18 protein-coding genes are annotated in these 22,091 nt (G+C 54.6%); 7 read left to right on the top strand and 11 right to left on the bottom strand.

All coding sequences use genetic code 11. From position 1 onward, the window contains the following. Window positions 1–590: 590 nt before the first annotated feature. Window positions 591–1,316, bottom strand: coding sequence for a nitroreductase (locus B4C79_RS04400; protein WP_291742312.1), 726 nt, complete (start codon window positions 1,314–1,316; stop codon window positions 591–593). A gap of 132 nt (window positions 1,317–1,448) precedes the next feature. On the opposite strand from B4C79_RS04400, the gene B4C79_RS04395 reads away from it, so the two are divergent. Continuing rightward, window positions 1,449–2,960, top strand: a complete 1,512-nt coding sequence (locus tag B4C79_RS04395) for a flavin-containing monooxygenase (protein WP_291742309.1) — start codon at window positions 1,449–1,451, stop codon at window positions 2,958–2,960. Between the two features lie 40 nt (window positions 2,961–3,000). On the opposite strand, the gene B4C79_RS04390 is transcribed toward B4C79_RS04395, so the two are convergent. From B4C79_RS04390 to B4C79_RS04380, 3 genes are read right to left on the bottom strand one after another with little or no spacing between them, the layout of a single operon-like run. Continuing rightward, complete coding sequence (locus B4C79_RS04390) at window positions 3,001–3,603, bottom strand: hypothetical protein (protein ID WP_291742306.1); 603 nt, start codon at window positions 3,601–3,603, stop codon at window positions 3,001–3,003. Further along, entirely contained in the window at window positions 3,600–4,157 is a 558-nt protein-coding gene (locus B4C79_RS04385) for a D-Ala-D-Ala carboxypeptidase family metallohydrolase (RefSeq protein ID WP_291751300.1), read from the bottom strand. The genes B4C79_RS04390 and B4C79_RS04385 overlap by 4 nt, the downstream gene beginning before the upstream one ends. Window positions 4,158–4,193: 36 nt before the next feature. Continuing rightward, window positions 4,194–4,679: a hypothetical protein gene (locus B4C79_RS04380; protein WP_291739200.1), complete on the bottom strand. Its 486-nt coding sequence runs from the start codon at window positions 4,677–4,679 to the stop codon at window positions 4,194–4,196. Window positions 4,680–4,836: 157 nt separating this feature from the next. On the opposite strand from B4C79_RS04380, the gene B4C79_RS04375 reads away from it, so the two are divergent. From B4C79_RS04375 to B4C79_RS04350, 6 genes are all read left to right on the top strand, one after another. Further along, window positions 4,837–5,505: an exopolysaccharide biosynthesis protein gene (locus tag B4C79_RS04375; RefSeq protein ID WP_291739201.1), complete on the top strand. Its 669-nt coding sequence runs from the start codon at window positions 4,837–4,839 to the stop codon at window positions 5,503–5,505. An 83-nt stretch (window positions 5,506–5,588) separates the two neighbouring features. Continuing rightward, window positions 5,589–6,197: a 2-hydroxychromene-2-carboxylate isomerase gene (locus B4C79_RS04370; RefSeq protein ID WP_291739202.1), complete on the top strand. Its 609-nt coding sequence runs from the start codon at window positions 5,589–5,591 to the stop codon at window positions 6,195–6,197. A gap of 2 nt (window positions 6,198–6,199) precedes the next feature. Then, a complete protein-coding gene (locus tag B4C79_RS04365) occupies window positions 6,200–7,810 on the top strand; it encodes a carboxyl transferase domain-containing protein (RefSeq protein WP_291739203.1) in 1,611 nt (536 codons plus the stop codon). 61 nt (window positions 7,811–7,871) lie between these two features. After that, on the top strand, window positions 7,872–8,669 hold the full coding sequence (locus B4C79_RS04360) for an enoyl-CoA hydratase-related protein (RefSeq protein WP_291739204.1): 798 nt from the start codon (window positions 7,872–7,874) through the stop codon (window positions 8,667–8,669). A 16-nt stretch (window positions 8,670–8,685) separates the two neighbouring features. Beyond that, the gene (locus B4C79_RS04355; RefSeq protein WP_291751290.1) at window positions 8,686–10,740 is read left to right on the top strand and encodes an acetyl/propionyl/methylcrotonyl-CoA carboxylase subunit alpha; all 2,055 of its coding nucleotides are present in this window, start codon (window positions 8,686–8,688) and stop codon (window positions 10,738–10,740) included. 5 nt (window positions 10,741–10,745) lie between these two features. Further along, a complete protein-coding gene (locus B4C79_RS04350) occupies window positions 10,746–11,681 on the top strand; it encodes a hydroxymethylglutaryl-CoA lyase (protein ID WP_414673962.1) in 936 nt (311 codons plus the stop codon). Between the two features lie 42 nt (window positions 11,682–11,723). Here B4C79_RS04350 and B4C79_RS04345 read toward each other — a convergent pair whose 3' ends face one another. Genes B4C79_RS04345 through gspD form a run of 7 tightly spaced genes read right to left on the bottom strand, consistent with a single transcriptional unit; the run spans window position 11,724 to window position 22,070 of the window. Beyond that, window positions 11,724–13,631, bottom strand: coding sequence for a sensor histidine kinase (locus tag B4C79_RS04345; RefSeq protein ID WP_291751284.1), 1,908 nt, complete (start codon window positions 13,629–13,631; stop codon window positions 11,724–11,726). Then, a complete protein-coding gene (locus B4C79_RS04340) occupies window positions 13,628–14,341 on the bottom strand; it encodes a response regulator (protein ID WP_291742378.1) in 714 nt (237 codons plus the stop codon). The genes B4C79_RS04345 and B4C79_RS04340 overlap by 4 nt, the downstream gene beginning before the upstream one ends. Before the next feature lie 11 nt (window positions 14,342–14,352). Further along, complete coding sequence (locus B4C79_RS04335) at window positions 14,353–16,251, bottom strand: sensor histidine kinase (RefSeq protein ID WP_291742375.1); 1,899 nt, start codon at window positions 16,249–16,251, stop codon at window positions 14,353–14,355. Between the two features lie 4 nt (window positions 16,252–16,255). Beyond that, complete coding sequence (locus B4C79_RS04330) at window positions 16,256–16,969, bottom strand: response regulator (protein WP_291742373.1); 714 nt, start codon at window positions 16,967–16,969, stop codon at window positions 16,256–16,258. Continuing rightward, on the bottom strand, window positions 16,966–18,180 hold the full coding sequence (gene gspF / locus B4C79_RS04325) for a type II secretion system inner membrane protein GspF (RefSeq protein WP_291742370.1): 1,215 nt from the start codon (window positions 18,178–18,180) through the stop codon (window positions 16,966–16,968). The genes B4C79_RS04330 and gspF overlap by 4 nt, the downstream gene beginning before the upstream one ends. Before the next feature lie 18 nt (window positions 18,181–18,198). Continuing rightward, a complete protein-coding gene (gspE, locus tag B4C79_RS04320) occupies window positions 18,199–19,662 on the bottom strand; it encodes a type II secretion system ATPase GspE (RefSeq protein ID WP_291751281.1) in 1,464 nt (487 codons plus the stop codon). Then, window positions 19,659–22,070 (bottom strand): type II secretion system secretin GspD, encoded by a 2,412-nt coding sequence (gspD, locus tag B4C79_RS04315; protein ID WP_291739498.1) that lies wholly within the window; start codon window positions 22,068–22,070, stop codon window positions 19,659–19,661. The genes gspE and gspD overlap by 4 nt, the downstream gene beginning before the upstream one ends. Window positions 22,071–22,091: the final 21 nt, after the last annotated feature.

Below are 22,091 nucleotides of genomic sequence, written 5' to 3'. Positions count from 1 at the left end.
CCGCTGCCCGAAAACTTGGCATTTCGGCTTGTCAGCTTGAGCCTGCACTAAGCCAAGCCCTCCAAAAGTAACGGTCGGGTCTTGGCTTTCGCGCCAGGGCGCGATTGTTGGTCTCGGCGCGCCAAGCCGGCAAGTTTTCTGACTGGTCATCGTGTGACCCATTGCAAGTTCTGCTCCCCGCACTCCCGAGCAGCGCTTCGCCATCACCACGCAACTCGCAGCTGTGTTCAATGGTCAATCGGCACTGGCGAATTTCCCTCACCGGGCAACTCACGACCGTGTTCTCCGCCCAATTGGCGGCGGTGTTTCGATCGCCTCGCCTTCAAGAAAACCTGCCCTTGCGTGCCGAGCAGGGCCGGTGTTGCCCAGTATGGGCGACAGAGAACGGACCCGACCCGCAGTTTAGGAGGGTCGTTCTCAGGCATCGCAAGGCTCAGCAAGGGATCAACAGGTTTTCTGGCGAGAGATCGGAACCCAAGCCGAATGGGCGATTAGAACGCAACTGGAGATCGGAACCTGAGCCGAATGGGCCATCAAGAAGCTCCGAGAGATCTGAACCCAAGCCGATTGAGCTTTTAAACAGCGCGCATTTACGCCCTGCGCTTGGGCAGCATCAATTCACTCGCCGCAATTTTCTCGGGCTGAAACTTGTTCACCGGCGCATCCAATTCATAGCCAATGGCCACGCCGCAAAGCAAGTTGTATTGCTTCGGAATGTCGAAGTGCTTGTCCAAAGGCGAGCGGAACAGGCCCAGCGCACCTTGTGCACAGGTGCCCAACCCTTCATTCGTGGCTGCCAACATCAGGCTTTGCAGAAAAATGCCGGCGTCCAGCGCACTGTAAATACCCACGCCCTCGTGAACAAACACAAATGCAGCCGCAGGGGCTCCAAACATGCGGAAGTTTTCGGCCATGGCCTGGTCGCGGGCTTTCAAGTCGTTTCGGGCTACACCCAACACACCGTACAAGCCTTTGCCACACTCTACCCGGCGAGCCTGCAAATCCTTGGGGTAGTTCACCACAGGTTTTACATCGCCATCGGGAATGCCCTTGCTGCGGGCCAATAGTCCTTTAATTTGCGCTAGCTTGCCGCCGCGTTGCAGTTTGATGGTTTCTTGAAATCTTGAATACAGCTCAGCACGTAAACTTTCCAGCACATCGCCTGTGGCCAATGCGATTCGGTAGGGGTGCGTATTGGACCAACTCGGTGACAGTGCAGCCTGTTGAAGTAGGCGTTCCAGTACCTCGCTGGGTACAGGTTTGGGGTCAAAAGCACGCACACTGTGGCGCTGTTTCAGCGTTTCAAGAAATTCCATTTTCCCTTGCTCTGTGTAATAGTTAGCCCAGTTTAGAGTATTTCTTACTAGCCAACAGACCCGGCTCGCCACTATTCTCTCAACTGACAATACAAAAAGTCACATGAACGGTCAAACCACGGGGACAAAACAATGAACAATCCACACGTAGACGTACTGATTATCGGCGCCGGGCTGTCTGGCATTGGTGCAGCATGCCACATCAAGCAGAACTGCAAGGGCAAAAGCATCAAAATTCTGGAACGTCGCAAAGCCATCGGAGGCACTTGGGATTTGTTCCGTTACCCAGGCATTCGTTCTGACTCTGACATGTTCACCCTGGGTTACAGCTTCAAGCCCTGGAAAGGCGAGAAAGTGTTGGCCAATGGCCAGGAAATCCGCGAGTACGTGACCGAAGCCGCCAAAGAACACAATGTCACCAAAGACATTCAGTTTGGTTTGAAGGTGACTGCTGCCAATTGGGATTCCGAAGCCAACCAGTGGACTGTTGAAGGCGTTATCGAGGAAACCGGCGAGAAGCAGGTGTTTACCAGCAATTTCTTGCTGGGTTGCACCGGTTACTACAACTACGACAAAGGCTACAGCCCTGAATTTCCGGGCATCAAAAACTTCAAGGGTACCGTGGTTCACCCACAGCAATGGCCCGAAAACCTGGACTACGCCGGCAAGCGCGTGGTGGTGATTGGCAGTGGCGCAACTGCCATTACCTTGGTGCCTGCCATGGCTGACACCGCGAGCCATGTGACCATGTTGCAGCGTTCACCTACTTACATCGCGTCCATTCCATCTGTTGATCCGGTTTCCGTGGTGCTGAAAAAGTTCATGCCCGACACCTGGGTGTATAACATTGGCCGTGCCCGCAACATTGGCTTGCAACGCCTGATTTTTAAGTTGAGCAAAGAACGCCCACAGGCGATCAAGCGTTTGCTGCTGGGGGCAACCCGTGCGCGCATGGGCAAAACCTTTGACATGAAGCACTTTACCCCCAGCTACAACCCTTGGGACCAGCGCCTGTGCGTGGTGCCCGATGGTGATTTGTTCAAGGTGTTGAAAAAAGGCAAGGCTGACATCGTGACCGACCACATCGACACATTTGTCAGCAATGGCATCAAGCTGAAAAGCGGTCAGGTTCTGGAAGCCGATATCATCATTACCGCCACTGGCCTTGACTTGCAGATTTTGGGTGGTTTGACCGCAACAGTGGACGGCACGCCTGTGAACGTGGGCGAGGTGATGAGCTACAAGGGCGTGATGATGAGCAGCATTCCCAACTTTGCCATGGTGTTCGGTTACACCAATGCCTCATGGACATTGAAAGCCGACCTGGCCGCTGAGTTTGTGTGCCGGGTGATCAACCACATGGACAAGCATGGCTACACCCGCGTGGTGCCCAACGCCGAGGGTGTTGAGGCCGATGACACGCCGATGTTCGACCTGGAAGCGGGTTACATGAAGCGCGCTGCTGATCGCTTGCCCAAGCAAGGCCCGGCTGCACCCTGGACAGTGGTGAACAACTACCTGGCCGATCGACCTGTGCTGAAGAAAGGCAAGATTGAAGACGGTGTACTGGAGTTTGCGAAAGCAGGCGCAGCCGCTGGTAAAAAATCTTCAGGTCGTAAGTCACAGGCCAAGCAGGCGGCTTGATTTCCGGCTTGACGGTCAGCGAGACAAAGACGTTTCCCTATTAAAAGATTCGGGATACCTCTTTGATCTGCTGGCCGTCGACCTTCACCCACCCCTTTGAATCGTTGATATTCACTTCAATCCAGCTTTCAGTCGCTGGTTGATTTACTAATCTCCAGCCGACACTTGATTCTGTAGGGCACTCCTTGAGTTCGTTGACGGTTTGTCCTATCTCTACAAGGCAGTGCCCCTCTGCAATCCACATCAGTAATCTGGGTTTGTCGCTAGCACTGATTTTTTTTTCAACCCATGTTATTGATTCGTCGTAATACTGGTCCGAGGGCAATTCCTCGATTTCACCAAACTCTCTGACCTGCACGGATTGGCTGCTAATGACTTCAATTTGTCCTGCGTTCAAAGCACGGGTAATTGAATTCTCAAAGGAAAGTGCCCCTTCTTTTTGAATCATCGCGTTGTTGGAAATGGCCGAGTCCTTGTTGGGGGCGACTCGCAGTTCAATCTGGTTTCCGATCGCCACGTATTCCGGGCGACCTTCACCGACGAAATTTTCATAAACAAAAGAAGTTTGTGTTCCAGTTGTATCGACGGAGCATGCGCATATCGCCAGAGTCGTAGTCAGCGTTGAGATTAAGCATGCTTTCATTTCGCGGCCCTTTGCGGTGGTGCAAGCAAAATACCTGGATGGTAAATTTGCGAGCCCTTGAACTTGGTCAATACGCTACCGCGATTGTTGAATGAGTACGAGCAATGCACCCAGCCGGATTGGGGCGAATCAGGTAAATAATGTTCGAGAATCAACTGGTCAAAGCTCAAATTTTCCTTGATCCAATTCGCGACCTCATGAACAGTGTGGCCCTCTACGCGAAAGTCAACCGCCTCGCCTTTGGAGTGTTGTGAATTATTCGAACCACCCACAGCTCTGTTAACTGCTGGGCTTCTGTATGCGCTGTGAATAATCACTCTACGGTTGAAGTGTTTTCGCACGGGTTCTAGTATGTTCTCTGCTGCCCTGCGCAAGTTGCTTATTACTTTCGGATCTTTCGGAGTGTTGAACACACCGGTATTCGTCTTGGTGAGTTCTTCAAGATTGAAGTGAGCCGAAATACAATTTGGCAATTTGCCATCGCAAAAGTTTTTCATTGGAATATTTACTTGCGTTTGCAGGGAAGCACGAAAGAGTATCAGTGCAAGCCCCAACTGCAAAAAGCTACTCAGAAGTGATGATCCCCTCGTTTAAAACCCACTTCGGTACCCAAGCCGATTCAAACCACGCGCGCTGCGCATGGCGCGTTCACTGCGAAACTGGATTGCCTGTTCCATGTTGCCATCGCTGAAATTGCCGCCCAATGGTGTGTCAAACCCGCCATTCAAACCGCGGCTGGCCCGCTGCGCACGCGCAGTGCGAAATTGCGCCACCTGTTCCTTGTCCACCTCGAATTCGCCGCCCAGGGGAGTTTCCAGGGTGCCTGTGTCAAAGCTGTCCAGGCCACGGTTCAAGCCCAGCAGATCGTCTCGGCCGATGGTCAGCAATGCTTTTGCCAAAGGGAAATTGCCTTGGGCGCGAATGTCGTCGCGAAGTGTATTCACCGCGAGGATTTCCTCGCCGTTTACAAAGTAATCAATCGGGCGGGGCACTTCGGCAAAGCGTTCTGCGAAGGCGGGTTGGATGGGCGCAGCGCCAATACCCAAGGCAATTAACAGACAAGTGTGTTTGAACATGAAGACCCCCGTGATGAATACGTTTTCATCATCTAGAGTGATACTTAGGTGATGATGTTGTCTATCGGGCTTACCCTTCGCTCGAAATAGGTATACCAGTCCACGGGTAAGCGCAATATCGCCTAAGATAGCTGGCCAATCACCCAATTTACCAACTTTGTCCAACCCGATCGATCAAGACAGACAGCTTGAAGAACTGCCCTATGCATGGCGGCGTGTGGTGCTGTTTGCTGACAATATGGCGCAGGCCACCGTGGCCGATGCCATCGGCCGCAGTCCCAAGCAACAACTCACGTGGATCGGCTTGGCTGCCTTGCCCTTGTTGTTGCCTTTTGGCATTCCGGGGGTGGCCACAAGCCTTGGATACCTTACTTTTTTGCTGGGCGTGGGGTACGCCTTGGGGTTTGGTGTGCCCATTCCCAGAAAAATTGGTGAAAAGCGTTTGCCACCGAATGCGGCCCAGGTGCTTAAAAGGTTTTTGGGGGTATTTATCCGCCGGGTTGCGCCGCACAGCAAACCGCGCCTGTTCATCATGAGTCATCCGCGCATGCGCCCGGTGAATGGCTTGGTCTTGGCGTTCGCGGGCTTGTGCATGGCCGCACCTGTGCCTTTTGCCTCATTCGACAATGTGCTGCCGGCTGCGGCCATGGTGTGCATCACCTTTGGTTTACGGGTGCGCGATGGAAGGCTGGTGCTGGCGGGCTACGTGTTCACGGTGCTGGCGGCTTTGCTGGTGGTGCTGTTGTGGTGGGGCGGCTATGCCGTGTTTGTTTGGGTTTCAAAGCAACCGTGGGCCAGCCAATGGCTGGGTTGGCTTTTTTCCTGACAAGGCGCAAGCCGTTGCTGCGAACACGGGCTTAAGTTCGATAGAATCACCAGAACAACCCCAATCTGGAGCCGGATAGCACCATGACTACCAAACAAACGATTGATTTCTATTTCGACCTGACCAGCCCCTACAGCTATGTGGCCGCCGAGCAAATCGAAGAAATTGCTGCCGCAGGTAAGCGCAGTGTGAATTACAAGCCCACCTTGCTGGGCTTCGTGTTCAAAAGCACAGGCAACACCGCGCCCATGATGAACCCGGCCAAGGGCAAGTATTCTGCGAAAGATTTTGCCCGCACGGCGCGTTTTCATGGCTTGAAAATCAATTGGCCCAAAAAATTCCCGATCAATGCCACCACTGCCTCGCGAGCCATTTTGCAGGTGCTGAACACCCAGCCTGAAAAAGCGGGTGAACTGACCCGAGCCCTGTACAAAGCCTATTTTGTGGATGGGCAGGACATCACCGAAGATTCAACCGTGCAGGCGGTGGCTGATTCCATTGGACTGGATGGTGCAGCGCTGATTACAGGCGCCCAAACCGATGCAGTAAAAGAGCAAATGAAAAATGCAGTGCAGGAGTCTATCGATGCCGGCATGTTTGGTGCACCGTATTTTGTGGTGGATGGTGAAGCATTCTGGGGCCAGGATCGCATGGAGCAGTTGCGTCGCTGGGTTGTGCAGGGGCCTTTCTGAACATGGCTGTTCTCGACTCCAATAATGTGAAAAGCCGCCCCGATTTTGCGGCCAACCAGGCGGCACTTAAAACACTGGTTGACGAGCTCAAAGCCAATTTGGCGGTGGTGGCACAAGGCGGTGGCAAAGTGGCCAACGAACGGCACACAGCGCGTGGCAAGCTGCTGCCCCGCGAACGCGTGGCGGGTTTGCTTGACCCCGGTTCCCCTTTTCTTGAACTGGCACCCTTGGCTGCTTGGGCCATGTACGGTGGCGCTGCGCCGGGCGCGGGTGCCATTGCGGGCATAGGCCGGGTCAGTGGTGTGGATTGCATGATTGTGTGCAACGACGCCACGGTAAAAGGCGGCACCTATTACCCCTTGAGCGTGAAGAAGCATTTGCGCGCGCAGGAAGTGGCCGCAGAGAACAATTTGCCCTGTATTTACCTGGTCGATTCTGGTGGGGCCAACCTGCCCAATCAGGACGAAGTGTTTCCTGACCGCGATCACTTTGGCCGTATCTTTTTTAACCAGGCCAATATGAGCGCGCAAGGCATTGCGCAAATTGCGGTGGTCATGGGTAGCTGTACCGCCGGTGGTGCGTACGTGCCCGCCATGAGCGATGAAGCCATCATCGTGAAAAACCAGGCCACGATTTTTCTGGGTGGCCCACCTTTGGTGCAAGCCGCCACGGGCGAAATTGTCAGTGCCGAAGAACTGGGCGGTGCCGATGTGCACACACGCCTTTCCGGTGTGGCCGACCACTTGGCCGAGAACGATCAACATGCTCTGGAAATTGCACGCCGCATTGTGGCCAATTTGGGACGACCCGAAAAACGCTACCCGTGGGCGTTGACGGAATCCAAAGAGCCCCTGTACAGCGCCGAAGAAATTTACGGCATTGTGCCAGTGGATGCAAAAAAGCCTTTCGATGTGCGCGACATCATTGCCCGCATGGTCGACGGCAGCGAATTCGATGAATTCAAAGCCCGCTTTGGTAACACGCTGGTGTGTGGTTTTGCCCGTTTGTATGGGATGCCTGTGGGCATTGTGGCCAACAACGGCATTTTGTTTTCCGAGTCAGCGCAGAAAGGCGCTCACTTTATTGAGTTGTGTTGCCAACGCAAAATTCCGCTGGTGTTTTTGCAAAACATCACTGGTTTTATGGTGGGCAAGAAAGTAGAAAACGAAGGCATTGCACGCCATGGTGCAAAAATGGTCATGGCAGTGGCCTGCGCCAAGGTGCCCAAATTCACAGTGGTGATCGGTGGCTCCTTTGGTGCAGGCAACTACGGCATGTGCGGTCGTGCGTACAGCCCGCGCTTTATGTGGATGTGGCCCAATGCGCGAATCAGTGTGATGGGTGGCGAACAGGCTGCTGGCGTGTTGTCCACCGTGAAGCGCAACCAGATTGAGGCCAAAGGCGGCACCTGGAGCAAGGAAGAAGAAGCCGAATTCAAGGCACCCACGCTGAAGCAGTTCGATGAACAAAGCCAACCCTATTACGCCACGGCAAGGCTCTGGGATGATGGTTTGATTGACCCGGTGGATACACGCCGAATTTTGGGCATGGCCATTTCCGCCAGCTTGAATGCCGAGATTCCGGAAACCAGGTTTGGCGTCTACAGAATGTAAAAGCGCGGATGTAAATGCGCAGAACGTAAATACGCACAAGAATAAAAACGGAGACCTTAAGATGACAGAGCAAGCCAATGAAAAACCCGTGATTGAAACCCGCAAGGGAAAATCCGTGTGGCTGACGCTGAACCGCCCGCACATTAAAAACGCCATGAACGGCGAAATGATTGCCATGCTGGTGGAGGCCTTTCAACGTTTGGGTAGCGACCCTGACACGCGCGCGATTGTGCTGGCTGCGAATGGTGACGCATTTTGTTCTGGCGCCGATTTAAGTTACATGATGCAAATGGCGCAGCAGGCGGCCAGCAACCAGCAAAGTGGATTGACGCTGACCAGCCTGTTTCGCGGCATTGCCGAATGCCCCAAGCCCGTGGTGGCGCGTGTGCACGGCTTGTGCCTGGCAGGTGCCACTGGTTTGGTCAGTGCCAGCGACATTATTGTGGCCAGCAACAATGTGAAATTCAGCTTACCGGAAGTCAAGCGTGGTTTGATACCCGCCACCATCAGCCCCTATGTGGTTCAAGCCATGGGTGTGCAGGCTGCGCGCCGCTACTTCATCACCGGCGAAACATTCACGGCTGAGAAAGCGTACGAGTTGGGCATGGTGCATGAACTGACCACGCCAGACACGCTGGATGCGAAGCTGGAATCGATTCTTGCCGAGCTGGACAGTTGCGCCCCCGATGCAATGGCGGCGTGCAAAAAACTCGTTCGCGATGTATCACGCATGGACATCACCGCCGATGAAACACACGCCGATGTGGCTGCTCGACTTGCTGAAGTGCGCGGCAGTGCCGAAGCCGCCGAAGGCATGATGGCTTTCATGGAAAAACGCAAACCGAAGTGGGTTGGCTAAAAAGGTTATTCACACAATGTTCACCAAAATACTGATTGCCAACCGTGGCGAAATAGCCCGCCGAATCAACCGCACCGCGCAAGCCATGGGTATTCAAACCGTGGCGGTGTATTCCACAGCTGACGCGCAGGCCCTGCATGTGCAGGAATGCAATGAAGCGGTGTGCCTTGGCGAGCCCGAGGCTGCGCAGAGCTACCTGAATATCGACAAAGTGATTGCAGCAGCCCGGCAAACCGGTGCGCAGGCCATTCACCCTGGCTACGGTTTTCTGTCCGAGAATGCCGCCTTCGCGCAGGCTTGTGCCGACGAACACATCACCTTCATTGGCCCCGGTGTGCAAGCCATTCGCATCATGGGCAGCAAAAGCGAGGCCAAGGCCTGCGTGCAACCAGCGGGTGTACCGCTCATTCCTGGTTACTTTGGCGCAGACCAATCGCTCGCTACCTTGCAGGCTGAAGCTGACCGAATCGGTTTTCCGCTGATGATCAAGGCGGTGGCCGGCGGTGGTGGCAAGGGCATTCGAATTGTCAGCAGTGCAGGCGATCTGCAAGCCGCACTTGAAAGTTGTCAGCGCGAGGCAAAAAACGCATTTGGCGACGCCACGGTGATGCTTGAAAAACAGATTATCCAACCTCGCCATGTGGAAGTGCAGGTGTTTGCCGACACCCACGGCAATGTAGTGCATCTGTTCGAACGCGATTGCTCGGCACAGCGCCGCCACCAAAAAGTGATTGAGGAAGCGCCCGCATTCGGGCTCACTGAGCAACAGCGTGAAGCCTTTGGGCGAACAGCGGTGCAAGTGGCCAAGGCCGTGAATTATGTGGGCGCTGGCACGGTTGAGTTTTTGCTGGATGCGCGCGGCGAGTTCTATTTCATGGAAATGAACACCCGCTTGCAGGTGGAGCACCCGGTGACTGAAATGATCACCGGGTTCGACCTGGTCCAATGGCAAATTGAAATTGCGGCAGGTTTGCCTTTGCCTGCGACCCAGGAAACCATTCACATTGACGGCCATGCGTTTGAAGCGCGCTTGTATGCCGAAAACCCGGAGCAGGGGTTTTTGCCTGCCATTGGTACCGTTGAATTGTGGGAAGCACCCGATGCAATCGAGTTTCGCACCGGTACGCACGCAGGCCGAACGGCTGGTATTCGATTGGATTCCTCCATGCGCTCTGGCCTGGCCGTGTCGCCTTATTACGACCCCATGGTGGGCAAACTGATTACCTGGGCACCCACACGCGATGCTGCATTAAAAAAACTGGCTGACGCATTGGCACAGCTGCGTTGTGTCGGCGTAAAAAACAACCTGGCCTGGTTGCGCAGTTTGTGCCTGCACCCGGAATTTGCAGCAGGTGGTTACGACACTGGTTTGATTGACCGGATGACCATGGGAGCAGTCGTTGTGAATAACCCCATCGATACGCACACGCTGCACGCCTTGGCGGGCCTTGCACGTTGGGCGTTGCACCAGCATGCGCATGCAAGCAGCGCGAGAGACCCGCTCGCCATGCTGGATGGTTTTTACTCCAGCTCGCCCCCTTTGCGGGAAGACCGCTGGTTGAACCGCGACATTGCTGTGGCCACGCACACACATGTGTCGGTGCGTGGGCAGAAAGCCCATATTCAATGTGCTGGCTCGGCTTTGCAACTTGCCCTGAGCGAGCAAGATGACCGCAGTGGCTTGCCGCGTTTGAAAGGGCTTGTTGAGAATGGCCCCCATGCTGGCAGCACATTTGATTTGATTTGGCATGGCGACAACCTGCACGTGCATGTGGGCGCAGAGCAAACCAATCTGCAATGGCAAAACCCGGCCCACATTCGCGCCGACCAGGGGCATGACGCCCACGGTGTGGCCGCGCCCATGCCTGGCAAGGTGTTCGCCGTGTTTGTAAAAGTGGGTGACATGGTGAAAAAAGGTCAGCCTTTGATTGGCCTGGAGGCCATGAAAATGGAACACACCTTGAATTCGCCCTGCGATGGTGTGGTGCAGGCCATTCCGCACCCGGTGGGTGACCAGGTGACTGAGGGCACCGAGCTGATTCATTTTTCAGAAGACGACACGGCAAAATGAGCATGATCAAACTTCCTTCGCAGGTGACTCTGGTTGAGGTTGGCCCACGCGATGGCCTTCAGAACGAGAAAACGCCCATTTCCACCGCCATCAAGGTGGAACTGTGCAAGCAGTTGATCGAGGCGGGAATTCACAGGCTGGAGGCTGCAGCGTTTGTGTCGCCCAAGTGGGTGCCGCAAATGGCCGATGGCGCGGATGTATTGGCTGGCCTTCGAGCCCTGCCCGATATACAGGATCGTACAGTGTCCTACTCGGCCCTGGTGCCCAACCTCAAGGGCATGGAAGCTGCGATTGAAGCAGGCGTGCAAGAGGCAGTCGTGTTCACAGCTGCCTCGGAAGCATTCACGCAAAAAAATATCAATTGCACCATTGCAGAAAGCATTGAGCGCTTTAAACCTGTGGCCGCATTGGCCCAAGCCCACAATATTCACCTGCGCGGCTCCATTTCATGTGCGCTGGGTTGCCCATACCAAGGTGAGGTGCCGGTGCAAAGTGCTGCAGAGGTGGCCTTGCGTCTACGCGACATCGGCGTGCAAGAATTTGATGTGGCCGACACCATTGGTGTGGGCACTGCCTTGCGGGTTAGCCATGTGTTCGAGGCGGTGGGTTACAGCGTGGGTTTGAACAATGTGGCGGGCCATTTTCACGACACCTACGGTCAAGCCCTGGCCAATATTCTGGCAGCCCTGCAGTTGGGTGTATCCACTTTTCACAGTTCGATTGCCGGCCTGGGCGGTTGCCCTTATGCCAAAGGGGCAACTGGCAACGTGGCCACCGAAGATGTGGTTTACCTGTTGCAGGGCATGGGCATTGAAACCGGCCTGAACTTGAACAAACTGGTGCAAACCGGCGCGTGGATTTCAGGCAGCATTGGCAAGCCTTACATAAGCCGTGCAGGCCGCGCGGTGTGGAACAAATTGAATGCGGAAACAAGTGCTTGAGTGCTCAGGGAAGTGACCCCCGAAATCATCAATTTGCCTTGCTTATTTTCTACGAATTCTAGGAATGGCCATAAACACCGCAACACCTTGTTCCTGGCTGTTGCGCCCGGTGTAAAGCTCAATGCGAATGGCTTTGGCCCGAATTTTCATGTGCGCCAAACCACGCCCGCGCCCCAGTGTGTTGTGGGGCATGCCCACGCCGTTGTCGCTGATGCTCAGCAGCACTTTGTCATTCGCTTCATCCCAGCGCACGCTTAATTCAATTTTGCTGGCTTTGGCATGTTTCAGGCTGTTGGCAAAAATTTCCTGAACAATTCGCAGTAAATCGAACAAGTCGCGAGAGCTGTAGCCCTCCAGTTTTGGAATGTCAGCCACACTCCACAGCAGCGTCACACCGCTGGCTTTCAAGCGGCGTTCATAGCGCCACCGGAAGTTACCCAACAGCGCCAGCAGGTCGTCGCTTTGTGGGTCGAGTGAATCAATTGCCATGCGCAAATCGTCCAGGCATTCCTGCAATACATCGCGCATTTCATCCTGGCTCAAGGGCTTGGTTTCGCTCAGGTTCAAGGCCGATACCAAACTGGAACCCACCCCATCGTGAATGTCTTGCATAATGCGCCGCCGTTCATCGTCCTGGGCACGTTGCTGCTCAATTTTTCGCAGTAAATTGAATTGGCGAAACAGCTGTTGTTCACGAATCGCCAACTCGGAGTTCAGTGAATCGTTGGATGTTTTCAGTTCTTGCAACAAAGCGCGGTAGCGCCTGAAAATAACCCAGCAAGCCGACACAAACAACAAAATGCCGGTGTACTGCGAAAGCAGTATGGATTCAATCGGCAGCAGGTTCAGCATGGTGGCCAAATCACGAATGCTGAGCAAAACAAACAGCAGCGAGCTGCAACCCAGTATGGCGCCTTCAAAGTTGCGCGCACGCCAGGAATGGCTCAGCAGCAGCACGTTGAGAGCAAACACCACCGGAATTACCGGCAACAGCAGCCAGAATGTGAAATTCAGGATTTGCTCGCTGCCCGCCACAAAGGTGATCAGCGACACTGCCACTGCATAAGCCAGCAGGCCCTTCGGAATCCAGGTCCAGCCCAGGTTCATGTAGCGGATCAGGAACAGCCCATACAGGCAGGCAAACCAGGCATGCAGGCTGTGTACCAACTGGCCCCACTGCGCGTGGGGCAGGGGAATCCAGTCCATGAAATAGCCCGTGTTGCGAACCGCAAAAACGATCACGGCAAGGCTGAAGAAAAAGAACCCTTCCTGTTCCCGAAATACCCGTGCAAACAACAGCAGCAATACACCACTGGCAAATGCCACCAAGGTGGCCAGCATCGACCCGGTCACCTGCCAGCGGTACGAGGATTCATACATGGGTTCAAGTGCGCTATTGGGTCCCAGCCACACCCTTCCCAGCCCACTTCGGTAGTTTTTGTAACCCGCCACCTGAATCAACAAGGTGTTGTTGCCCGGGGTGAGCAGGTCGGGCGAAAACTGGAACAGGTAGGGGTAATTCCAGTGTCGGGTAATGTCGCCTTCAAGGGTGCCCAGTCCGCCAATCCAGTGACCATTCAAATATGCATGGGCATTCATGATGGCCCTGGGCATGAATACCGCGTTGGGAACGGGTTTGTCGGGGTCCAGGCGAAAATCGATTTGATACCAGCCCTGGCCTTCAAATGAAGGTTGTGTCGTGTCCCAGGAATCGGGAAGTACCACGGTTTTTTTTGCGTTCAGTGACAACACATCACTGGCGCTCAACGTGGGGTCATTGGAGAAAAGTACCTTGGCCTGCTGAAACAGATAGGCTTGCTGATGTGAATTCTTGTCACCCAGGGCGGGCAGTGGGGCTTTGAATGTGCCCAACAACGCCACAACCAGTGTCGCCACAAAAAGAAGCAGGAAACGCCCAATAAACAGGCGGTCAGCGGGAGTCAGGTTCAAAGGTCAAGCAGCCCCAGAAGGGTGGCTTCATACACCGCTTCAGACCTGCTGTGCACGTGCAGTTTTTTGTAAATGCGCTTCACGTGAGTTGCCACCGTGTGGGTTGAAATACCCATTTGCGCTGCAATTTCCTGCGCTGTAAAACCGCGGGCCACTTGTTGAATCACCTTCAATTCCCGGTCGGTAATGCTGCATGCTTTTTGCGATTCATCTTGATCGGCCTTGCTTTGAGCACAATCGGCATCGACAGGGCGCGGCATTTGCATTTTTGACAGCAACTGGCGTGCAATCAATGGGCTAATGGGCGAACCCCCATTGGCCACTTCCAGAATGTGCTCAATCAATTCTTCGTTGGAATAGTCTTTCAGCAGGTAGCCGCTTGCGCCGGCCTCCAGGCTTCTCACCACGTGGTCTTCATCACCAAATGCAGTAATCACCAGGCACTCTGTTTCGGGTTTGTGTTTGCTAAGCCACTCAATCACCTCAATGCCTGATGAATCGGGCAAACCCAAATCGATCAGCGCAACTTTCGGGTTGGTCATGAACAACAGGGAGTAGGCGTCTTGAACGGTGCTGGCCACGCCCAGCAATGTCATGTGAGGGGAGGAGTCAATTACGCGGGTCAGGTGGTCTTGCGTGGCGGGTTCATCCTCGACCAAGATCACGCCGACTGGCTTGGCTTCAATGTGATCAAGATCTCGCGCGTTCATGATTTGCCGGTTTAGGTGTCCAAAGGTAATTTGAGCAGAAAACGGGTGCCTTGCCCAGCCTCGGCGTGAATATCGATGCTGCCCCCCAAAGCGCTCGCACGTTGTTTCAGGTTTTTCAAACCCCTGCCGTGCTGGCTTCTTTCCAGTACAAATCCTACGCCGTTGTCTTGAATATGAACACCCACATATTTTGGTCCCCTTGAAACATGCAGGCTTACTTCGCTGGCGTTGGCGTGTTTTAAAATGTTGGTGAAAATTTCCTGAACAATGCGCAGAACATGCAGGCAGTTGCGTGCATCCAGGTAGGGAATGGGGGGTATGTCTTCATCAATCACCCAATGCAGCCGAATGCCTGCACTGCGCATGTTGTCAGCAATTCGGTAACGGAATGCGCCCAGCAAGGTAGTCAGGTCCTGTTCAATCTGTTCGAGCGAGTCGATGGTCAGCTGCAAATCCCGCAAGCCCGATTCAAGCAGGTTCAAGGTGTTTTTGCGATTGAAGTTGGAGGATTGAAGGTGGTGAATTGCGGCCACCAGGTGGGCTCCCAAGCCATCGTGCATGTCGGCCATCAAACGTTGGCGCTCTGCCATTTTCACCTTGTCTTCATCAATTTTTTGCAAGCGCTGGTATTGCGCTGCCAGTTCGGCCTCCCGCTCCATCAGGCGATTCTGAAGTGTTTCATTGAAACGATCCGACTCAGCCAGCAAACCGCTGTAGCGGTCGATCAAAAAGTAGCTCATGGCCAGAAACATGGCAATGCCCATGTACTGGTTCAAAAAATAACCGTCGAAGGGCAAAATGCCTGCGAGAAAAAGCAGATCAGACACACTCAAGGCCATGTAACACAGCAAGCCGAATCCGAAGGCGTGCGGTGCCAGCGACTGCTTGCTGTTGCCATAGCGCATCAGTTGCAACACATTCCAGCTGTACATGCACAAGCCAAGAATGCCGTAGTAGCCCACCAGGCGCAGTGCCCAGTTTTCATTAATCATCAGCAGCACCGGAAAGCTTGCTGTGTAGGCACCCCATATTTTCCATTCAAGCCTGTGTTTGGGAACACGGCAATACAGCAGAATCAGCAGCACAATCGCACTGGCAAACACCAGCAAGCCGCCTTGGGTAATTTGTATCCACAGCCCATGTTCAACGGGTGGTACTGTGGTCAAAAATGCCAGGTTTCGAATGCCCCACAAAAAACAGGTGGCAGCCAGCAACATCAACAGGCCGCTGCGTGTTTTGCCCATGCCAATCAGAATGGTCAATACAATGCCTGCGCCCAACACAAACGCTGTGCTCAGGTAAACCGAGGTCACCTGCACTTCGTAACGAGAACGGTAGGCCTCGCGCAGGTTTTCATCCGAGCCCAGCCAAATTGAAGACAAGCCCGCCAAATAGTCGGGAAAGGCTCGCACTTGAATGGCCAGTGTATTTTTGCCAGGCTGCAAAACCCGGGCACTCAGGTTCAAGATTTGGGGACGATTCCAGTTGCGCTCTGCATATTCGCCTGTCATGGGGCCAAAATAGCCTATGCGCTCGCCATTCAGGTATACCTCGGCATTCATGGCAAAGCGTGGAATGTACAGCGCTTCGAGGCGGCTGTCGGGCAGCACAGTGAAGTCAAGTTCATACCAGTAAAAACCGCCGGGACCACGCAACTTGTCGTCGATTCGGTGGGGCAATAACACCACCGTGGCTGCTGCCAGGTGCGCGGGTGGCTCGGCTTGGTAATCAGTGTGGGCCGCAAAGCGCGCCATGCTCAATTCAATGGCGCTGGGATCCGAGGGTGTGGCCTTGGCAATTTGGTAAAAGAGCAGGGCAGCACCGCTTAATGCGATACACACGGCCAATACATAAAAAAGGCCAAGTCGTTGTACCCAGCTTGACGCGGGCTTCAGTTGGGCACCTGGCATTGTTTCAGCAGTCTTTTAAATTGATCAATCCCAAGGCATTGGCGCGGTGAACTGCGCTGGTGCGGGAATTCACCGCAAGTTTTTTGTAAATGCGTTTGATGTAGGTACTGATGGTGTTGATGGACACTCCCAGAATGTCTGCAATTTCAGCTTGCATGAATCCTTTGGCCACCATTTCCAGCACCTGTTGTTCGCGTTCGGACAAAGGTGTGAATTCGTGATTCGCTGCTGTTTTGCTGGTAGGGAGTTGATCGGGTGTGGGCACCCCACGAAACCGGTTCAGCAACCGCCTGGCAATCACAGGGCTTATTGGAGAGCCACCTGCGCGCAGCTGTTTCAATCGATCAAGAATGTCGGCAGTGCGCGTGTCTTTCGTGAGGTAGCCCGTGGCCCCTGCTTCGATGCTTGAAATCACATGTGATTCATCACCGAACACGGTTAGCACCATGCTCTCGCAACCGGGCATGTGCTGATGAATGTGGGCAATCAACTCCAGCCCACTGCCATCGGGCAGGCCCAAATCGACCAGCACCACTTCGGGTTGCAGTTCTTCAACCACAGCCATGGCTTCTTTCAATGTGTAGGCCTGCCCAACCAGGTTCAGCTCAGGGTGGGTTTCAATGGCCAGGCGCAGCGCTTGCTGAATGCGGTCGTCATCGTCCACCAGCATCACGCGGATGGTGCTTTGCCCAACTTCTGTTCTGCTTTGTATGTTCATTGGATCAGTTGGTTGACTTCAATAATCGGCATCATCACCGCCAGTACAATCAATAACACGATCAGGCCCATCACCAAAATAAGTATGGGTTCCATCAAGCTGGTGAGCCACATCGCTTTGCGTTCCACCTCGGTGCGCTGGCTGTCTGAGGCACGTTCCAACATGGCAGCCAGTTGCCCTGTGGCTTCGCCGCTTGCCACAAGGTGGGTCAACACCGGGGGAAACAAACCGCTTTTTCCCATGGCCTTGCTCAAGCCACTGCCTTCTTTTACGCGCTCCTGAACATCAACCATGGCCAGTTGCAAGGCACTGTTGCCCAAGGTGCGGTTTGCGGCGGCCAAGGCTTTCAAAATCGGAACACCGCTGCCCACCAATATCGAGAGTGTCGAGGCCAAGCGTGCTGTGTTCACTGCGCGAATGAATGGGCCCACCACCGGAATGGTCAACACGAATTCATCGAATTTCAGTTTGAAGGCCTTGTTTTTCAGCGCATTGCGAAACAGGTAAATCGCCACCGCCAGCACCAATGCCATTAACCATCCCCAGTCGCGAAGCAGGTCCGACAAGGCAATCATCACCACTGTGAGTGTGGGCAAAGCCTGGTTGTTGCTTTCAAACACCGACACCACCTGTGGCACCACATAGGTCAACAAGCCGATCACGACCATCAATGCGACCACGGTCACAATGGCTGGGTAAATGAATGCAGCGCTTACCTTTTGCTGCAGGGCTTGGCGGGCTTCCAGCGCATCGGCCAGTTTGGACAATACGCCGCCCAAATCACCGGTGTTTTCACCTGCGGCCACCGTGGCCACGTACATCTCAGGAAAGGCTTTTGGATATTGCGCAAGCGCCTGGCTCAGTGGTGTTCCTGAAACAACCTCTGAGCGAATACTGTTGATGCGCTCCCGAATCAAGGGTTTCTCAGCCTGCTCAACCAGCGCAGCCAGGGCTTGGGCCAGTGCCAGGCGGGCTTGCAGCAGACTGGCCAATTGCCGTGTCAACAACACCACTTCGCGGTTGCTCAGTTCCCGGTCAAAGCGCCCAGCCTTCTTGCCGGTCATTTTCGCGCTGCCCACCTCCAGCACTTCAATCGGGGTCATGCCCTGCATGCGCATTTGGTTGCGTGCTGCTCGGGGGGAATCGGCCTCCATCGAGCCTTTCACTGTTTTGCCTTGGGCGTTCAATGCCTCGTATCGAAAAACTGCCATGTTTGCCTGGTCTCTTGTTTAGTCTCTCGTGACTCGAAGCAGTTCTTCCAGCGTGGTGGTGCCACTGGTCACCCAGCGTTGGCCGTCTTCCCGCATGTTCTTCATGCCCTTGGCCTGCGCGCGCTGGCGCATTTCGGCTTCCGAGTTTTCGTTGTGCACCATGGTGCGCAATTCATCGTCAATCGTAAACAGTTCGTATACACCGGTACGGCCTATGTAGCCTGTGTGGCCGCACTGGTCGCAGCCATTGGCATGCCAGTGGGTGTGACCTTGTTCATCCAGTGTGCTGGTTTTGCAATGTGGGCAAAGGCGGCGTACCAGGCGTTGGGCCAATACACCCAAGAGGCTTGAGGACAACAAGAACGGTTCAACGCCCATGTCGACCAAGCGCGTAACAGCACTCACGGAATCGTTGGTGTGCAGGGTGGCCAAAACCAAGTGCCCCGTCAGTGACGCCTGCACGGCAATTTGTGCGGTTTCAAGGTCGCGGATTTCACCAATCATGATTACGTCTGGGTCTTGGCGCAAAATGGCGCGCAAGGCCTTGGCAAAAGTCATGTCGATTTTCGCGTTCACTGGTGTCTGGCTAATGCCAGGCAAATCGTATTCCACCGGGTCTTCCACGGTCATTACATTCGTAGTGGAAGAATCAATGCGCGACAACGCAGCATAAAGCGTGGTGGTTTTGCCCGACCCCGTTGGACCCGTTACCAAAATAATGCCATGTGGCATGTTGCACAGCCGGTCCATTTCCTTCAGGGTGTGCTCGGGCATGCCCAAGCGGCTCAGTTCAAGCCTGCCAGCTTCTTTGTCCAGCAAACGCAGCACCGCACGTTCGCCATGGCCTGTGGGCAAGGTTGAAACACGCACATCCATTGGTTTGCCGCCAATGCGCAGGGTAATGCGGCCGTCTTGCGGCAAACGTTTTTCTGCAATGTCCAGGCTGGCCATGATCTTGATGCGTGAAATCAGGGCCGAGTGCAATTCACGGCGGGGTTGCAACACATCGCGTAACGTTCCATCCACCCGGAATCGCACCGCTGAGTGGGTCTCGAACGCCTCAATGTGAATATCTGATGCACCATCGCGGCTGGCCTGCGTCAGCAAGGCGTTGATCATTCGAATAATCGGTGCGTCGTCTTCGGTTTCCAGCAGGTCTTCCACGGCTGGAATGTCTTGCATCAACTGGTCCAGGTCCAGGTCGCCTGCCACTTCATCGGCCACAGCCGCCGCGCTGGTTTCCTGGTTTGAGTAAGCCTGGTTGATTGTTTTTTCAAGTACCACGGCGTCTTCGCAAAACACCCAGTCAATGGGGCAGGGCGCAACGCGTTGCGCCTCGATTAGCGCGTGGCTGGGCGTGCGTGGGCTGAAAGCCAAACGCCACAATTCACCTTGTGCATCCAGGCACAGCACCTGGTTTTGCCGGGCAAAACCGTAGTGCAGGCGGCCGACTGTTTGTGGGTTGAAGCGCAATTCGCTCAAGGCTTGTTACCCCCGGTGGGCGCTGTACCCAAGTTGGAGTCCATGTCGGCGTTGCCATTTTCACCCCGAACTATGCGTCCGCCGTTCGGTCCTACGTTCGAATTGCTGCTGCTTTCACCGGCGCGGGGAATCACCAGAATTCGGTTGCTTGGCGTCAGGTTGATTGCATCGCCATTGTTTTGAGCGGCAGGCGCTACTGCATTGGGGCGTGCCACATCGGCTGGGCGGCGGCTGGGCAGCACAGGTGCCTCCATATTGGGCAAGCCAAAGCGTCTCTCGGGCTGGTTTTCCTGTTGCAACTGGCGCATGTAGTCGTAACGGTTGGTCACAATGCTTTGAGCCTGGTCCTCGTTGCGTACCACAACAGGCCGCAAAAATACCATCAGGTTGGTTTTCTGGCGACGGCGGTTGTCGTAGCGGAAAAATTGCCCCAAAAACGGCACGTCGCCTAAACCCGGCACCTTTTCTTCGTTGCCGGTGACCCGGTCTTCAACCAATCCACCCAGCACAATGATGTTGCCTGTTTCTACAAGCACATTGCTTTCAATGGATCGCTTGTTGGTAATAATGCCCGACACGTTGGTGCTGTCGACCACCGAACTGACTTCCTGAAAAATACCCAGCTTGACGATGCCGCCCTCAGACACCTGCGGCTTTACACGCAGGGTCAGGCCCACATCCTGTCGCTCAATGGTCTGGAATGGGTTAACGGTTGCACCGTTGCCACCGCTGTTGGTGAATTGCCCGGTAATGAAAGGCACGTTCTGGCCAATCACGATTTTGGCTTCTTCATTGTCCAGCGTCAGAATGTTTGGAGTAGATAGAATGTTGGCGTTGGCCTTGCTTTCCAGCGCACGGGCCAAAAAGCCGAGGTTGGAAATGGTACCAATGCCGGGAATGTTCACTTGCCCGTCAATCACACCAATGTTCAGGCCGCGGCCCACAGAGCCCAGGTTGGTGGCTGCACCCAAAATATTGCTGCCAGAACCTGGGTCGTTGAAGTTGGTGCCACCAATGACGCGTACACCGTCGGCGCCCACGCCCGACAAGCCTTGAAATTGAATGCCAAACTCGGCAGCTTTGTCGGTGGACACTTCAACAATCAATGACTCTACGAATACCTGTGCGCGGCGTACATCCAGCTTTTCGATGATGGAGCGCAGGTTGCGGTAAATCGGTTCGGGTGCGGTAATAATCAGCGAATTGGTGGATGGGTCGGCCTGCACAATGCCGCCGTTGTTTAAATCCACATTGCCCGAAGCGGCACTCAATTGCCCGCTGGAGGTGCCACCACCCAGCGAAGACCCCAGGCTGCTGGAACCACCGAGGCCAGCGCTGCCGTTGGTTATGTTGCGTGTGCTGTTGTTGGTGTTGGAGGTGTCACCTCCCAATCCACCAGCAATGCCGCCGCCAGACAATGAACTTAGCCCGGAAGAACTGTTGTTGTCGGAAATCGGGCTGCTGCTGAGCACAGCCTGCAACGTTTTCGCCAGTTTGGCTGCCTCGGCATTTTTCAGGTACACCACCCACACATTGCCGGGTTGTTTGGTGGGTTGGTCCAGTTTTGCAATCAGGGCCTTCGCCAGATTCAGTCGGGCTTTGCTCGGCGTACGCAGCAACAGCGAGTTGGTGCGCGGGTCGGCCATCACAGACAATCGTTGACCCGCATCCACCGCGGCACCCGTACCCCTGTTGCCTTCATCCAGCATGCGGCCCAGAATGGCGGCCAAATCCACTGCCAGGGCATGCTCAAGGGGCACCACTTCCAGGTCGCCTGAATATGGGCCATCAATGCTGGCAATAATGCGGGCGATTCGTTGCAGGTTGTCTGCGTAATCGGTGATCACCAAGGTGTTGTTGTTGGGGTAGGCAGCAATCGTGTTGTTGGGCGCAATCAAAGGGCGTAGCACTGGCACCAGCGCGGTGGCCGATTCGTAGTTCAGCTGAAACACCTGGGTCACGATCGCATTGCCGCTTTGGCTCATGGCTTTGCGGGGGTCTACACTGTCGGCTTGCACCTTGGCATCGTTTTCAGGCAAAACGCGGGCTATGCCGCCGCTTTCAACAATCGTGAAACCTTGCAGGCGCAGGGCAGCCAGCAGGGCATTCTTGGCATCGGCCGCGCTCAATGGTTGGGGCGAAACCAGCGAAATCGTACCGCGCACGCGGGGGTCTACAACGAATGTTTGATTGGTGAACGAACCAATTGCGCGCACCACGGCGTCAATGTCTGCATTCACAAAGTTCAATGCAAACTTGTCTTCCTGACTGTTTTGCACCCGCGCTGTGCTTTGAAGGTTCAGGTTTTGTGCATGGCCTGCAACACCCAGTCCCAAGCCCATCGAAGCCAGTGCAATGCTCAAAAACGAGCGTTTCATTTGTCCCATGCGTGCAGTGTTCAAGCTCACTGTTCCTTTTATTTTTGCTTC

This window comes from Limnobacter sp. UBA7229, from assembly GCF_002473065.1.
Lineage (GTDB): Bacteria > Pseudomonadota > Gammaproteobacteria > Burkholderiales > Burkholderiaceae_B > Limnobacter > Limnobacter profundi.
The sequence above is the reverse complement of the archived record's forward strand: the minus strand, read 5'-3'. Positions and strand labels throughout refer to the sequence as shown.

Excerpts from the sequence above, each read along its gene's own strand:
- B4C79_RS04335 (WP_291742375.1), bottom strand. The coding sequence starts at position 16,251 with ATGCCAGGTGCCCAACTGAAGCCCGCGTCAAGCTGGGTACAACGACTT.
- B4C79_RS04365 (WP_291739203.1), top strand. The coding sequence starts at position 6,200 with ATGGCTGTTCTCGACTCCAATAATGTGAAAAGCCGCCCCGATTTTGCG.
- B4C79_RS04390 (WP_291742306.1), bottom strand. The coding sequence starts at position 3,603 with ATGAAAGCATGCTTAATCTCAACGCTGACTACGACTCTGGCGATATGC.
- B4C79_RS04330 (WP_291742373.1), bottom strand. The coding sequence starts at position 16,969 with ATGAACATACAAAGCAGAACAGAAGTTGGGCAAAGCACCATCCGCGTG.
- B4C79_RS04400 (WP_291742312.1), bottom strand. The coding sequence starts at position 1,316 with ATGGAATTTCTTGAAACGCTGAAACAGCGCCACAGTGTGCGTGCTTTT.
- B4C79_RS04370 (WP_291739202.1), top strand. The coding sequence starts at position 5,589 with ATGACTACCAAACAAACGATTGATTTCTATTTCGACCTGACCAGCCCC.
- gspF (WP_291742370.1), bottom strand. The coding sequence starts at position 18,180 with ATGGCAGTTTTTCGATACGAGGCATTGAACGCCCAAGGCAAAACAGTG.
- B4C79_RS04395 (WP_291742309.1), top strand. The coding sequence starts at position 1,449 with ATGAACAATCCACACGTAGACGTACTGATTATCGGCGCCGGGCTGTCT.
- B4C79_RS04380 (WP_291739200.1), bottom strand. The coding sequence starts at position 4,679 with ATGTTCAAACACACTTGTCTGTTAATTGCCTTGGGTATTGGCGCTGCG.
- B4C79_RS04360 (WP_291739204.1), top strand. The coding sequence starts at position 7,872 with ATGACAGAGCAAGCCAATGAAAAACCCGTGATTGAAACCCGCAAGGGA.
- B4C79_RS04340 (WP_291742378.1), bottom strand. The coding sequence starts at position 14,341 with ATGAACGCGCGAGATCTTGATCACATTGAAGCCAAGCCAGTCGGCGTG.
- B4C79_RS04355 (WP_291751290.1), top strand. The coding sequence starts at position 8,686 with ATGTTCACCAAAATACTGATTGCCAACCGTGGCGAAATAGCCCGCCGA.